This is a genomic window from Klebsiella aerogenes KCTC 2190 (assembly GCF_000215745.1).
Classification (GTDB): domain Bacteria; phylum Pseudomonadota; class Gammaproteobacteria; order Enterobacterales; family Enterobacteriaceae; genus Klebsiella; species Klebsiella aerogenes.
Genome location: NC_015663.1, coordinates 153110 through 167503 on the forward strand (window position 1 = coordinate 153110; position 14394 = coordinate 167503).

The following is a 14394-nucleotide window of genomic DNA, read 5'->3' on the forward strand; positions in this document are numbered from 1 at the left end:
CGAAGGTAACATTTTGTTAAAATAAGATGAGTATTAGCAACACAAACCGCCAACAACAGATTTACCCTGTTTATTGTAGGGTGAAATTGGCGGCCGCCGTTTGCCCTGCCTCATCCATTACCACCAGTTGCCACTCGCCGGGTTTATCTAGCGTAATTGTCGTTCTTGCGCCTGTTGCCTCTAATGGTTCGCCGTTAATAAACCACCAGCGTCGCCCTTCCCCACCGCTCGTTTGTACGGGTAACATCACCCGCGCCTCGCCCGGCAGTCGTTTTATCACTGCGCCTTCGCGGATGCCGGAAAGCACCAGCGGCGCGGCATCCTGAGTCTGCAGCGGCGGACACGCCTTCGATGCCGTACCCAGCCGCGCCCGGCGGCGCTCGCTAACCGGCAGCCAGGGTTCCAGCGGCAGCGGCCAGACATCAACAGAAGTTTCTGTCGCGCCCGGACAATCCGCGGCGACCCTTTCTCCTGCTGCGTTACGCCAGACCGGGAAGCGGATACCGCGCACGCCCTCCTGACCCGGTAGCAGCAGCGTCGGCGGCTGGCTGGCGTCCAGAAGCCAGCTGGCTAAACGCCTGCGGCAGTTACTATCGCCAACCGGCAGATCCTGCCCGCCGGGCCAGCAGACAGTGCCGCGGCTCACCGACTGCGGACGCGGGTCGACCGGCAGCCCGCCGCGGCTCATTAACGGACGCGCCAGCAGCATATTATTGACCTGGTTTAACAGCGGCACGGCGCTGGCAAAACCAAACTGCCCCACCACCGGCGTACCGTCTGGCCGTCCGGTCCAGATGCCAATCAAATAACGCGCGTTGAGGCCTACCGCCCACGCATCGCGATAACCGTAGCTGGTACCGGTTTTCCACGCCAGCGGCACCGCCTGCGGCAGCGACGCATCGGGTAATGGCTGGGCTTCGCCTGCCAATATCCGCCGGGTGATCCACGCCGCGCCTGGCGACATTAGCGCCCTTTCCACCAGCGGGTCGTCGGGCTTCATGCGCAGCCGCGCCGCCTTGCCATGGCGGGCGAAGGCGCCATATGCCGCGACAATATCTTCCAGCCTCGCTCCGGCGCCGCCGAGGATCAGCGACAGATTCGGTTCGGCGCCGGCGGGTAGCATCAGAGGGAGCCCGGCATTGCGTAAATTAGCCGCAAAGCGTTTTGGTCCATAGGCTTCGAGCACCTGCACCGCCGGGAGATTCAACGAACGCACCAGAGCCTCGCTGGCGCTCACCGGGCCATGAAACCCGCTGTCGAAATTACCTGGACGATAATCGCTAAAGCGCCGTGGCACATCCTGTAATAGCGATGCCGGGTGAATCAGCCCGTCATCCATCGCCATCGCGTAGATAAAGGGTTTCAGCACCGACCCCGGCGAGCGCACCGCCGAGACCATATCAATGTGGCCGAAGCGGCTATCATCGCGGATATCCGCCGATCCCACCCAGCCGCGGACTTTCATATCGGTGTGATCGACGACGACAATCGCCAGTGAGCTGCGCGGCGGCAGACGTGATTTCCAGTTCATCGCCAGATCTTCAAGCTGCCGCTGGAGCCCGGCATCGAGCGTTGTCGTCACCTTTTCATCACCGCTTGTCGCCAGCACCCGGCGCGCAAACAGCGGCGCCAGCTGCGGCATCTGCCGCGGAAAAAGCCACACCGGCTCTTCCATCGCTTCCTGTACCGCTCGTTGCGGCCAGACGCCCTGGCTGAGCATCCTCTCCAGCACCTTATCGCGAGCCGCCTGCGCCCGCTGCGGCCAGCGGTCCGGGCGTAAACGGCTCGGCGCCTGCGGCAGCACGGCCAGTAGCGCCGCCTCGCCGTAGCTAAGCTGAGCGGGCGGTTTACCAAGATAAGCCCAGCTAGCCGCGCCGATCCCCTGCAGGGTGCCGCCAAACGGCGCGCGGTTCAGATACAGGGTAAGAATTTCGCTTTTTGACAGATGCCACTCCAGCTGCAGCGCCCGCCATAGCTGGCGTAGCTTGCCACCGAAGGTGCGCGGATGAGGGTCGAGCAGACGCGCGACCTGCATGGTGAGCGTGCTGCCGCCAGAAATCACCCGCCCGGAAGTGAGATCCTGCCAGGCGGCACGCAGCACCGCGAAGGGATTGACCCCCGGATGTTTCCAGAACCAGCGGTCTTCATACTGAATGAGCGCCTGCAGATAGCGCGGCGAAACGTCGGCGATGGTGACCGGATAACGCCAGACGCCCTGCGCATCGGCAAAGCGCCAGAGCGGCGTGCCGTCTTCCGCTACCACCACGCGGGCGGGGGTGACTTCATGCAGCGGCAGCGGCCACAGACGATCGGCCAGCAGCACCGCTAACCACAGCAGAAAAATAAACGCCGCCAGCCAGCGCCAGCGGCGTTTTATGCGAGGTAATGCGCGCATTTACGGCGTAACGGTAAGCGGGCCGCTGGCCGTTCCGGTCGCCCGCCACTGCGGTACATACATCGACTCCACCTGCGGTTGCGGAACCTGATAGGTGCCCGGCGTCACCGCCCGCGCCAGATAGACCAGCGTCACCGGCTGACCTTCATTGATGGCGACGGCGGCGACAAAGCGGTCATCGCGGAACTCGATATGCTGAATATCCGCCTGCTGCATCTGGTTAAGCAGGTTTTGTACCGCTTCGCCATTCTCCTGCAGGCTGGCGCTGCTATTAGCCAGGTTCTGGTTTTCCAGCTCAAGTCCCGCCGGCAGCAGATCGACCACCAGCGCGTCAGGAACGTTACGTTTGGCGGTCACCTCCAGCTTGACCAGCACCAGTTCGCCGCTGCGCAGCGAAGTCAGCGATTTCTGCTGACCGTGGGTATCGAAAATAGCACGTTCAATCCCCAACACGTTGCCGCCCGGCTGTGGCGCGCTTTGCGGATAACCGCTGCTATCGAGGCGCAGCCACAGCGGCTGATTGCCGGTATTCGTCACCTGCAGCGCCGCCAGCCGATCGCCGTCGAGATTGCGGGTTTGCGCTTTGTCGCTGGCAAGCGGCTCCGCCTGCAGCGAGGTTTGCGCCTGCCAGTTGCCCGGCAGGTCGGCAAGCGTACGCCCGGCAAGGAACAGCGCGTTGGTTTCCTGCGTCGACAGCCAGCGCTGACCGAAGGCCTCTTCCGACAAGCTGCTCAACAGCTGGTTTTGCACCTCCGGCAGCAGCTTATTCTCTTCCAGCAGCGCCAGCTTCAGCGCATCATCGCGAAGTTGGCTGCCGTAATCGCCCAGCCAGCGATTCTCATCCTGGCGCGGCGTGGTAACCGCCAACTTCATGGCCTCTGCGCCGCGCGGCGCATCCCCCATGGTTTTCAGCGCAATACCGAGTTGCAGCAGCGGCAATCCAGAACGCGCCTGTTCGTGACGGCTCCAGATTTCACGCAAGACGCCGAGCGGCGCTTTTTGCTGGCGCGCCAGCACCAGCGCGGCATATGCCTGAGCGGCAAAACGGCTGGCCTGGGCATCGTCGCTGTAGCGCACGGTCATCAAACCCGGTTCCTGTAGATAGCGCAGCAGGCGCTCGTTGCCCTTATTAATCGCGTTGACCGGCACGCTATAGCCCTGCTCACCCGCGCGGACGAGGAAGTCCATGGCGTAGGCGGTCAACCAGTACTCTTCCGGGCCGGCTTTATCCCATAGCGCAAAGCCGCCATTTTCCAGCTGCATCTGCAGCAGGCGCGAGATACCAACATCGACCGCCGCGCGGCGTTTCTCATCGCTATCGCCGCTGATGCCCAGCGCTTTTAGCTGCGCCGCGCTGGTGTACAGAGAAGGGAACAGGCCGCTGGCGGTCTGCTCAAGGCAGCCATAAGGATAGGCTTTCAGCTCGCGAATATAGCGGGCGAGATTCAACGGCGGTTTACCGCTGAGCAGCAGTTGGCCCTGCAGCGTTTGCGGGGCAAACCCCTGACTCTGCGCCGCCGGCGCCTGCCAGCTTTCGCCAGGTTGTAGCACCGCGCCGCTATTGACGGTCTGTGCCGGGAATGCCGGACGTACGCCGATTTTCCACTGTTTTTGCAGCGACGCGAAGGTTTCGCCCGGCAGGCTCAGACCGCTGATAGTGGCGTTGACCTGACCATCGCCGAACCCCGCTAACGCGGTCACCGGCACAAACAGCGTGCTGCGCGCGCCCGGCGCCAACTGTACCGGCGGCAGTTGGCCCTCGGTCAACGTGACCAACCCGCTGGCGGTAAGATGTACCTGCAGGGTTTGCGGTTTGTCGGTCAGATTGCTGAGATCCAGCGCCAGACGCGTGGCGTCGCCGCTGGCGAGGAAACGTGGGGTATTTAGTTCCGCGATAACCGGGGCGGCTACCACCACTTTATCTTCGCTGCTGCCGAAGTCGTCTGCCGTCCACGCCTGCGCCATCACCCGCAGCTCGCCGTTAAAATCGCCGATGGGTAATGTCACCGAGCCTTCACCCCGATCGTCCAACACTACCGGCTGCGCCTGCTGAGCGACGATCGTCACGTGATTAACCGGCGGTTTGCCGCCGCGTTTTAACTCGTCGCCATCGCCGCCGAAGCGCAGACTGGCTAATCGCCCTTGCCCTTCGATCACCTGACCGTAGATGTCATAAATATCCGCGCCGTAACGTTTCTGGCCGAAGAACGCGTTCCACGGATCCGGCGTAGCGTAATCGGTAATATTCAGCACCCCGCTATCCACCGCCGAGAGCAGAACGTTAACCTGTTTCGGCACCTCGCCCTCTTTCACGCTGGCCTTCACTTTCACCGTCAGCGGCTGGTTCGGGCGCATTTTCTCCGGCGCTTCCAGCGCCAGAGACAGACGGCGGTTTTCATCGCCCAGCGGCAGATGCAGCAGGCCGACCGCGCGTTTCGGCGTCGCCGATCGCGATTTATCGCCGGGGCGAACCACCAGCGTGCTGAGGTAGAGATCGTGGCGATTCCAGGCTTTATCCACCGGAATAGACAGATCCATGCCCTCCGCCGGGACGTCAATTTCCTGCCACCACAGCGGCCCTTCGCTGGATTCGACCATCGCGTAGCCTTTACCCGCCGCCGGGGCGGCAATATGCAGCTTGATGGTGTCGCCCGGTTTATAGCCAGGTTTGTCGAGCTTCATCGTTACGCGATCAGGACGCGCCGCGCCGGTGCCTTCGCTGTTATCCTGCCAGCTATAGCCCGCCCAGAAGCGCACGCTGCTGACAACGTCATCCGGCCCTTTCACCTCCAGACGATACGAGCCCCACCCTACCGGGAAACTCACTTTACCTATCTGCCCGGCCTGCAAATCCAGCGACGTTTCGCCCTCCTGCAGATCTTTTTGATCGAACTGCGACTGCCAGCCTTCGCTATCGGACCAGTTCCAGTAGTAATCGCGCCGCTCGCGGATCAGCCGCACCTGCAGCCCGGAGACCGCTTTTTTCTCGCCTCTGGCATCGGCATAGACGATGTCAAAAGCGGCGTTACTGTTTTCATCGACTACCGGCTGTTTCACCGTGGTATCGGTGCGGTAGTCGTAAACGTCCTTCAGCGTAAATTGCGGGCGGATCCCCGGCAGCGCCTCGGCAGGCCAGATCGGCTGCTGTACGGTACGGGTCACCGGACGGCCGCCTGATTCCAGCAGGCTGGCCTGCAACACGACCTGCAGCGGCGAATGGCTATCCTGCCACTGGCTCGCGGTGGTCACTTCTCCATGGCCTTTTTCATCCAGCGTCAGCTGGACTTCATCGAGGCTACGGGAGAGATTTTCTTCCGCGATATCGCCGAACTGGAAGCCCGGCAGCGCAGCTACGGCGTCGCGTAGCGGACGCAGGAACAGTTTGCCCTGCAGCTGATTGCCGCTGGCCGGCGCGCCGTAAAGATAGGCGCCGCTGACGCTAAAGGCGACGTCGGCATCCGGGGCGATAGGCGCGGCCTGCGGCGTCAGATTCAGCGCCATGCGTTCGGGCATAAAGTCTTCGACGTGGAAATCCCACTCGCGGGGTTGATTATCGCCGGTGCTGGCGCGAATGTGCCACATACCGGTGGCGGCGCCGCTGTCGAGCGGATAAGTAAACTGATACAGGCCATTGACCGGTTTGCTCATCACAGAGCGAATCACCTGGCCATCCGGCTGCACCACTTCCAGCTTCACCGGCTGCTCCGCCAGCGGTTTTCCATCGCCGTCGCGCAACAGCGCGTTAAGGATAACCGTTTCCCCCGGGCGATAGAGATCGCGCGGGCCAAACATAAAGAACTGTTTACTGAAGCCAGGGGCGCCAGCGATGGAGAATTCCGCCAGATCCAGCGCCGGCAGTTTAAGGTCAAGCAGCGTAGTCTGCCCGTCTTTTCGCGCCAGCAGCAGCGCCGCCTCTTTATCGGTTTGCAGAGTAACATGACCCTGGCTATCGCTTTTCGCCTGCGCCAGCGTCTGCCCTTTGGCGTTTAGCAATTGCACTTCAATTCCCGACTGCGCGGCGCCATTTTCGAGGCTCTGGGTGAAGACATCGAGCCGGTTGTGGTAGCGATGCGCCGAGACGCCGATATCGCTGAGGGTGAACAGCGTTGCCGCGTTACTGTAGCTATAATGACCGGCCGGGTTCATCACCGCCACATAGACGCCTGGCTGCTGGAGCGGCTTGATGTCGTTAAGCGGCAGCAGCAGCTTTTCACGGGTATTACGCGCCGGGTTGAGATCGAAGCGTCCGCTATAAACCAGGTCGGCCATCTTCAACAGTTCGTCTGATTCCCAATTACTTAACGAGTTACGGTATTCCCACTGACTGACGAAGGCTGAGAGTGATTCCGGCTTAATACGGAAGAAATTGACATCGACATTGTCGACGTTCAGCGCCATCACCGGCAGCCCGGCGACCACTTTCCCCGGCAGCAGCGAGCCGCGGCTGGCGAAACCGACACTCGGCGCGATATCGCGAGTGGCGATGGTTTTTTCAAAAGGGCTGCCGAGGGTGGCGTCATTGAGGGCAATGAGCGTTGGATCAACGGTGACTATCAATTCGCGCTTTGGCTCGAGGTGGCGCAGACGCAGCTCTTTGAGATTCGGCGCCAGCTCCCACGCACCGTCAACCTTGCCGCTTTTCTTATCGACCAGATGGACGCTGTGGGAGAAATCTTGATCCGGTTTGAGCGGAATGGAGAAGGTCAGCACCAGCGTCGCCGCGCCATCTAGCTGCACTTCAGAAGCGTCGAGCAACGTCAGCGCCTTGCCCTGGCTTTTTTCTTTTAACGTCGCCAGCTGCGCGCTATCCGGCTTTTTCGCGCTATCGGCGGCGCCTTTATCGGCCGCCGATACGGCCTGTGGTTCGCCGCTGTTATCGCAGCCGCTTAATGAGAGCGCGGTAAGGAGCGCTAACGATAGCGCCGCTAAACGAAATGGTTTCATCCTTCTAACCCCTCGGCCCAGAGCCTGATGCAATCAATAACGTTCTATTATGCGTCATCGCGGCGATTCTCAACAGCTACCAGCATAGAAACCACCGATGAATCGGGAAACTACGTGACCACCTCCCCACTACCGCGACCTTAACTTGTCAGCCCTTTATAAAACGCCGACAATTCATCGATCGATAATAAAACGGAGGCACTCATGTCCACCTCATTCTTTGTTGCGGCCGACTGGCTGGCGGAACATATTGATGACCCGCAGATTCAAATTCTGGATGCGCGGATGGCGCCGGCGGGTCAGGAAGCGCTGCGCGATATGGCGGCGGAATACCGCGACGGGCATATCCCCGGCGCGGTTTTTTTTGATATCGAAGCGCTGTCTGACCACACCAGCCCGCTGCCGCATATGATGCCGCGTGCGGAAACCTTCGCCGTGGCGATGCGCGAGCTTGGCGTCAACAGCGATAAGCACCTGGTGGTTTATGATGAAGGCAATCTGTTCTCAGCGCCGCGCGCCTGGTGGATGCTACGTACCTTCGGCGTCGAAAAAGTGTCAATTGTCGCCGGCGGCCTCGAAGGCTGGCGCCGTGATGAATTGCCGCTGGAGAAAGGCGAACCCGACCTGCCGGAAGGCGAATTTGAGGTGAACTTCGATCCGGAGGTGATCAAACGCTTAACCGATGTGCTGCTGGTCAGCCACGAAGGATCGGCGCAGATCGTTGATGCCCGTCCGGCGGCGCGTTTTAACGGGCTGGCGGATGAGCCGCGTCCAGGCTTACGCCGCGGGCATATCCCCGGCGCGCTTAACGTCCCGTGGACCGAGCTGGTGATTAATGGCGAACTGAAAACCGTTGATGAGATGAACGATATCTTTAAGCGTCAGGGCGTTGATTTTGCCCGACCGATTATCGCCAGCTGCGGTTCCGGGGTAACGGCGGCAGTGGTGGTTCTGGCGTTGACCACCCTCGGCGTCAACGGCGTGTGCCTGTACGATGGCTCGTGGAGCGAATGGGGCGCGAGAACGGATTTGCCGATCGAGCCGGCGCAGTAAAGGTAAAATATCCGGGTAGTGGCTGCGCCCTACCCGGCAGGCTTTAAATAATCCGGTTCTGTTTGAAATCGCGCAGGAAGCTGCCCCAACGTTTCTCATAGAACGGCGTAATATGGGCAATCATAAAGTGGCTGATGCCCTTCTCGCCTTCTACCACCTGGCAAATATCGATAGGTTCATCGCCTGGCAAGGTATCGGTGGCCACGCTGCCGGTGGTTTGGATAATGGATTCAATATCTCCTTCCGCTTCAATCCCGATCAACAAGTTGGTCGGCGCGTCGGCGCTCTCTTTAATCGAGCACAGAAACGCCCGCTTGACGGTCTTCAGCGTTTTGAACAGCGTGGTCAACGAATCCACCATCTGCGCCGGCGGTTCGGCGACTTCAGACAGCAGCAGCGCTTCGCCGCCTTCCAGTACCGTCTGGGTACTGAGCGGGCTGCCCTCTTCACCCAGCAGATGGCTGATTTCCCGCGGGGTGAATTCTTTGCCGCTCGGCAGCTTCGGGTTGAGGAACAGCGATTCGCCCAGCGTCATCGCCATCAGCGTGCGGGCGGGCATCATCACGAAAGCCTGTTCGTCTTCTACCGCCTGCTGCAGCGCCTCCAGCGAGGTAAAGAACGGAATAACCGACGTGCCGTCTTCTTTTTCCCAATGCTGTAGATCGAGGGCGCTATCTTCGACAATCTGCTCGCCGTCAGCCGCGCTGCCCGGCACCCACACGGTGGCCTCAAGCAGCGCGGTGAAAAATGCCGGACGATGGGCAGGCTCGGTCGCCGCCTTCTCCAGCAGAGTTTCTAATTCATTTTTAGTATCAGACATAGATTCGCTACTTCAAAAATCGCCCGTCCGCGCGGGCTTACGGTTTTCCTGGCCGGGTAAGCGTAGCGCCACCCGGCAAGGCCATTACTCAGCCGTCAGCAGATTAGCGATAGTGCGCACGCCAAGGCCAGTCGCACCCGCCGACCACTGTTCAACCGCAGCTTTACGGTAAGTCGCAGAGCAGTCGATATGCAGCCAGCCCTGGTGGTAGTTTTCCACGAAGTGGGACAGGAATCCCGCCGCGGTGCTGGCGCCGGCCGGATACGCCGCGCTACCGGTGTTGTTCAGTTCAGCGAAGTTAGACGGCAGCTGGTTGCGGTGGAATTCGGCCAGCGGCAGACGCCAGAAGGCTTCATTTTCCGCCTGCGCGCTCGCCAGCAGACGATTCGCCAGCGCGTCGTCAAAGCTAAACAGCGCGTGGTAGTCGTTACCCAACGCCGTTTTCGCCGCACCGGTCAGGGTGGCGGCATCGATGATCAGCTGCGGCTTCTGCGCCGAGGCGTCGATCAGGCCATCCGCCAGCACCAGGCGACCTTCGGCGTCGGTGTTCATGATTTCAACGGTTTTACCGTTGCGGTAATGAATGATATCGCCAAGCTTGAAAGCGTTGCCGCTAATCAGGTTATCCGCGCAGCACAGGAACAGCTTCACACGTTTGTTCAGACCGCGGGTAATGGCGAAAGCCAGCGCGCCCGTCACGGTGGCCGCACCGCCCATGTCGGATTTCATCGAATCCATAAAGGCGCTTTGCTTGATGCTGTAGCCGCCGGAGTCGAAGGTGATGCCTTTGCCGACCAGACAGGCGTATACCGGCGCGTCTTTATCGCCGGTCGGGTTGTAGTCCAGCGCCAGCAGGACCGGCGGGCGCTCGGAGCCGCGGCCAACGGTATGCAGGCCAAGATAGTTCTGCTCGCGCAGATCTTCGCCTTTGGTGATGCGATAGCTGACCTTTTCGCCCGCCACGCCGCACAGCAGATCGACGGCGCGCTGCGCCAGCTGTTCTGGCCCCAGCTCTTCTGCCGGCGCGTTGATGGTGTCGCGAACCCAATCGATGATCGTCAGACGGTTATCCAGCTCGCTGCGCTGCGCGTCGTCCAGGGTTGGCCATTCGACCTGGCGCTGACCTTTCGGCCCTTTATAGCCGGCCCAAAAGGCCCAGGCGCGATCGGTGTTCCAGCCTTCGCCGCTCAGGGCGACGTGCTTGATACCCATGCCGTCAATTTTGCGCGCCGCGCGCTGGATTAACCCCAGGTCGTCTTTACCGTTGAGATGTAAGGCGATACCGTCGTTATTGATACTCCAGGTCGCTTTTTCTCCCCAGCGCGCATCGGCAGGCAGAGTAGAAAGCGTAATCTTCATGGCTTCGGTCATTATCTTTATCCTTATTAGCAAACGGGCCACCCTATGGCAGCCCGTTAAAATTTTTCCGCTTGAGGCGAAAATTATTCGGCTTCGTCTAACCAGACTAGCAGAATCGCCTCCAGAATTTTTTCATTGGATGCGTTTGGGTCGTCATCGAACTCTTCCAGGTCGCAAATCCACTGATGCATATCGGTGAAGCGAACGGTTTTCGGGTCGAGATCCGGGTAAGCGTCATACAAGGCTTCGCCGATTTCGCGACTGTCGGTCCATTTCAGTGCCATATTAGTGCTCGCGTGCGTGGTTGATGGTGTAACGCGGGATCTCAACGACCAGATCTTCGTTGGTGACGCGCGCCTGACAGCTCAGACGGCTGTCAGGTTCCAGCCCCCAGGCTTTATCCAGCATGTCGTCTTCATCTTCGCTACTTTCCGCCAGCGAGTCAAAACCTTCACGCACGATGCAGTGGCAGGTGGTGCAGGCACAGGATTTCTCACAGGCGTGTTCAATCTCGATACCGCTACGCAGCGCCGCATCCAGAATGGTTTCACCGCTCTCAGCTTCCACAACTACGCCATCCGGGCACAGGTCCTGGTGGGGCAGAAAAACAATTTTTGGCATTTTAAACCTCGTCCACGGATTGGCCTTTCAGCGCAGCGCGGACCGACTGGTCCATGCGGCGTGCGGCGAATTCCTGGGTTTGTGTGTCGATATTTTTAATGGCTTCTTTAATCGCGTCGGCATCTTCGCCTGCCGCGGCGGTGCGAACCTGCTCCGCGGCGGCATCGATAACCTGACGCTCTGCGGCGCTTAACAGCGCGGCGTCGGCGGCCAGCGCGCTTTCCAGGCTCTCCAGTACGCGAGCGGCTTCGACTTTCTGTTCAGCCAGCATACGCGCCTGAATATCCTGTTCGGCGTAGCTCATCGAATCTTTAATCATGTTGGCGATTTCGCCGTCGGTCAGGCCGTAAGACGGTTTCACCTGGATTGAGGCTTCCACGCCGGTCGATTTCTCCATCGCCGTGACGCTCAGCAGACCGTCGGCATCAACCTGGAAGGTCACGCGAATATGCGCCCCGCCCGCCGGCAGCGCCGGGATACCGCGCAGCGCAAAACGCGCCAGGGAGCGGCAATCCTGCACCAGCTCACGTTCGCCCTGCATCACGTGAATAGACATCGCCGTTTGGCCATCTTTGAAAGTGGTAAACTCCTGCGCGCGGGCCACCGGAATGGTGGTATTACGCGGGATCACTTTCTCTACCAGGCCGCCCATGGTTTCCAGCCCAAGCGACAGCGGGATAACATCAAGCAGCAGCAGTTCGCTGTCCGGTTTGTTGCCGACCAGAATATCCGCCTGAATCGCCGCGCCAATGGCGACGACTTTGTCCGGGTCGATAGAGGTCAGCGGGGTACGGCCAAAGAATTCGCCAACGCGCTCACGCACCAACGGCACGCGGGTGGAGCCGCCAACCATCACCACTTCCAGCACTTCTTGCGCTTCAACGCCGGCGTCTTTCAGCGCGCGACGGCAGGCCATCAGAGTACGTTTTACCAGTGGGGCAATCAGATCGTTAAACTGGCTACGGCTGATATCGCCCTGCCAGCCGCCGACCTCAACGTGCGCCACGTCGGCATCGCTCAAGGCGATTTTCGCCGCAATGGCGGCATCCAGCAGCTCACGCTGCAGGCGGTTATCGCTACGGTCGCTGAGACCTGCCTGCTCGCGCAGATAGTCGGCCAGCAGATGGTCGAAATCATCGCCGCCGAGAGCGGAATCGCCGCCGGTCGCCAGCACTTCAAACACCCCGCGGCTTAAGCGCAGAATGGAGATATCAAAGGTACCGCCGCCGAGATCGTAAACCGCAATCACCCCTTCCTGGCCGGAATCGAGGCCGTAGGCGATAGCCGCCGCGGTCGGCTCATTGAGCAGACGCAGCACGTGCAGGCCCGCCAGACGCGCCGCGTCTTTGGTTCCCTGACGCTGAGCATCATCGAAATAGGCCGGAACGGTAATGACCACGCCGTCGAGATCGCCCGCCAACGCTTCGGTCGCCCGGGCAGCCAGCGCTTTGAGGATATCGGCGGAGACCCGCACCGGATTCAGCAAGCCGCCGGCGGTCTGGAGCATCGGCAGTCCATTTTCGCTGGCCTGCAGCTGATACGGCAGATGCGGATAGCGGGTTTGAATATCGGCGAGGGAACGCCCCATCATTCGCTTCACCGAGCTGATGGTGTTCACCGGATCCTGAGCGGCATTCAGCCGGGCTTCATAGCCGACGGTCAGCCCCGAGGCGTGGTAGTTCACGACCGACGGCAGCAGGTAGCGGCCTTGATGATCGGGCAGAGTTTCGGCCTGGCCGCTACGCACGGTAGCAACCAGAGAATTGGTGGTGCCAAGGTCGATACCTGCCGCCAATCGACGCTGATGCGGCGCGGCGCTCAGACCAGGCTCACTAATTTGTAATAGGGCCATAATTGCTTCCGAAAATTAAAAATCGAGCAGTTTTTCTTCGAGTTCTTCAGCACTGCTGCGCAGTTTATCGAGAAAACGGAGCTTGCGTACAGTATCAGCCGCCGCATCCCAGGTCTCGTTTTGCAATTGTTCAACCATCAGTTGATGGCGGGTATCAAACAGCGCTTTTACCCGTTTGATAAAGGCTTCCAGCCGCGCTTCGTCTTTCGCCTGGCCGATTTCATCGAGCTCTTCGCGCAGTTCCAGCTGCTCCATCAGGAACGCGGTGTCGCGGACGGTGTGCTGCTCGCTGGCGAGGTCAAAGCCGTGCAGCGAAAGGAGATATTCCGCACGGGTCAGCGGATGACGCAGAGTCTGCCAGGCCTGGTTAATGGTGGCGGAGTGCTGAACCGCAGCCAGCTGTTCCGCAGCGGGCGCGCTGGCGAATTTATCCGGATGGTACTGGCGCTGCAGATCCTGATACCGGACAGCCAGTTGTTCGAGCGAGAGGGTATAGCTGGCTGGTAACCCGAAGAGGGTGAAATAGTCCATAGTAACCTCAGGGTCATGCATCTAAACGAAAACCCCACGCGCGGCGTGACCGCGGTGGGGTTGGGGATTACCGATTATACGTTAAAGCTTTCGCCGCAACCGCACTCATCTTTCACGTTCGGGTTAGTAAATTTGAACCCTTCGTTAAGGCCTTCTTTGACGAAGTCCAGTTGAGTGCCGTCGAGGAATTGCAGGCTCTTACCGTCGATCACGACTTTCACGCCTTTGTCTTCAAACACGGTGTCTTCTGCCGCCGGCTCGTCAACAAATTCCAGTACATAAGCCATACCTGAACAGCCGGAGGTTCTTACCCCCAGACGCAGGCCAAAGCCTTTACCGCGGTTCGCCAGGAAGGAATTGACTCGCGCTGCTGCACTGTCGCTTAAGGTAATCGACATAACAAACCTCAACTCTTAATTATTTTGCTTCACGTTTGCTTTTGTAATCCGCAATCGCGGCTTTAATCGCGTCTTCCGCCAGGATAGAGCAGTGAATTTTCACCGGCGGCAGTTCCAGTTCTTCGGCGATATCGGTGTTCTTGATAGCCTGCGCTTCGTCCAGAGATTTACCTTTCACCCACTCGGTGACCAGGGAGCTGGAAGCGATAGCGGAACCGCAGCCATAGGTCTTGAAGCGCGCGTCTTCAATGATACCTTCATTGTTGACTTTAATCTGCAACTTCATGACGTCGCCGCACGCCGGCGCGCCAACCATACCGCTACCGACGCTGTCGTCGCTGTTGTCGAAGGAGCCGACGTTGCGCGGGTTTTCGTAATGATCGATGACTTTTTCGCTGTATGCCATGATGAATTCTCCTTA

The 14394-nt window shown here is 59.8% G+C and carries 11 protein-coding genes; 1 reads left to right on the top strand and 10 read right to left on the bottom strand.

The window, feature by feature from the left end; all coding sequences use genetic code 11:
* Positions 1-70 precede the first annotated feature (70 nt).
* On the bottom strand, positions 71-2395 hold the full coding sequence (pbpC, locus tag EAE_RS00750; protein ID WP_015703167.1) for a peptidoglycan glycosyltransferase PbpC: 2325 nt from the start codon (positions 2393-2395) through the stop codon (positions 71-73).
* Positions 2396-7339: an alpha-2-macroglobulin family protein gene (locus tag EAE_RS00755; RefSeq protein WP_015703168.1), complete on the bottom strand. Its 4944-nt coding sequence runs from the start codon at positions 7337-7339 to the stop codon at positions 2396-2398.
* A 204-nt stretch (positions 7340-7543) separates the two neighbouring features.
* On the opposite strand from EAE_RS00755, the gene sseA reads away from it, so the two are divergent.
* Complete coding sequence (sseA, locus tag EAE_RS00760) at positions 7544-8392, top strand: 3-mercaptopyruvate sulfurtransferase (protein ID WP_015370319.1); 849 nt, start codon at positions 7544-7546, stop codon at positions 8390-8392.
* A gap of 43 nt (positions 8393-8435) precedes the next feature.
* Here sseA and sseB read toward each other — a convergent pair whose 3' ends face one another.
* The 8 genes from sseB to iscU all read right to left on the bottom strand — a co-directional run bounded on the left by sseB (position 8436) and on the right by iscU (position 14379).
* Positions 8436-9212, bottom strand: a complete 777-nt coding sequence (gene sseB / locus EAE_RS00765) for an enhanced serine sensitivity protein SseB (protein ID WP_015703169.1) — start codon at positions 9210-9212, stop codon at positions 8436-8438.
* 84 nt (positions 9213-9296) lie between these two features.
* Complete coding sequence (pepB, locus tag EAE_RS00770; RefSeq protein WP_015370317.1) at positions 9297-10583, bottom strand: aminopeptidase PepB; 1287 nt, start codon at positions 10581-10583, stop codon at positions 9297-9299.
* Between the two features lie 71 nt (positions 10584-10654).
* Entirely contained in the window at positions 10655-10855 is a 201-nt protein-coding gene (gene iscX / locus EAE_RS00775) for a Fe-S cluster assembly protein IscX (RefSeq protein WP_002913954.1), read from the bottom strand.
* Between the two features lies 1 nt (position 10856).
* A complete protein-coding gene (gene fdx, locus EAE_RS00780) occupies positions 10857-11192 on the bottom strand; it encodes an ISC system 2Fe-2S type ferredoxin (RefSeq protein WP_015703170.1) in 336 nt (111 codons plus the stop codon).
* Between the two features lies 1 nt (position 11193).
* Positions 11194-13044: a Fe-S protein assembly chaperone HscA gene (gene hscA, locus EAE_RS00785; RefSeq protein WP_015703171.1), complete on the bottom strand. Its 1851-nt coding sequence runs from the start codon at positions 13042-13044 to the stop codon at positions 11194-11196.
* A 15-nt stretch (positions 13045-13059) separates the two neighbouring features.
* Positions 13060-13575: a co-chaperone HscB gene (gene hscB, locus EAE_RS00790; RefSeq protein ID WP_012540869.1), complete on the bottom strand. Its 516-nt coding sequence runs from the start codon at positions 13573-13575 to the stop codon at positions 13060-13062.
* 74 nt (positions 13576-13649) lie between these two features.
* Positions 13650-13973 carry an iron-sulfur cluster assembly protein IscA gene (gene iscA, locus EAE_RS00795; protein WP_012540868.1) on the bottom strand — a complete coding sequence of 108 codons (324 nt, stop codon included), beginning with the start codon at positions 13971-13973 and terminating at the stop codon, positions 13650-13652.
* A gap of 19 nt (positions 13974-13992) precedes the next feature.
* A complete protein-coding gene (gene iscU, locus EAE_RS00800) occupies positions 13993-14379 on the bottom strand; it encodes a Fe-S cluster assembly scaffold IscU (RefSeq protein WP_015703172.1) in 387 nt (128 codons plus the stop codon).
* Positions 14380-14394: the final 15 nt, after the last annotated feature.

Bases quoted from the DNA above. Each gene is read 5' to 3' on its own strand.
- iscU (WP_015703172.1), bottom strand. From the start codon at position 14,379: ATGGCATACAGCGAAAAAGTCATCGATCATTACGAAAACCCGCGCAAC.
- sseA (WP_015370319.1), top strand. From the start codon at position 7,544: ATGTCCACCTCATTCTTTGTTGCGGCCGACTGGCTGGCGGAACATATT.
- fdx (WP_015703170.1), bottom strand. From the start codon at position 11,192: ATGCCAAAAATTGTTTTTCTGCCCCACCAGGACCTGTGCCCGGATGGC.
- hscB (WP_012540869.1), bottom strand. From the start codon at position 13,575: ATGGACTATTTCACCCTCTTCGGGTTACCAGCCAGCTATACCCTCTCG.
- sseB (WP_015703169.1), bottom strand. From the start codon at position 9,212: ATGTCTGATACTAAAAATGAATTAGAAACTCTGCTGGAGAAGGCGGCG.
- hscA (WP_015703171.1), bottom strand. From the start codon at position 13,044: ATGGCCCTATTACAAATTAGTGAGCCTGGTCTGAGCGCCGCGCCGCAT.
- pbpC (WP_015703167.1), bottom strand. From the start codon at position 2,395: ATGCGCGCATTACCTCGCATAAAACGCCGCTGGCGCTGGCTGGCGGCG.
- EAE_RS00755 (WP_015703168.1), bottom strand. From the start codon at position 7,339: ATGAAACCATTTCGTTTAGCGGCGCTATCGTTAGCGCTCCTTACCGCG.
- pepB (WP_015370317.1), bottom strand. From the start codon at position 10,583: ATGACCGAAGCCATGAAGATTACGCTTTCTACTCTGCCTGCCGATGCG.
- iscA (WP_012540868.1), bottom strand. From the start codon at position 13,973: ATGTCGATTACCTTAAGCGACAGTGCAGCAGCGCGAGTCAATTCCTTC.
- iscX (WP_002913954.1), bottom strand. From the start codon at position 10,855: ATGGCACTGAAATGGACCGACAGTCGCGAAATCGGCGAAGCCTTGTAT.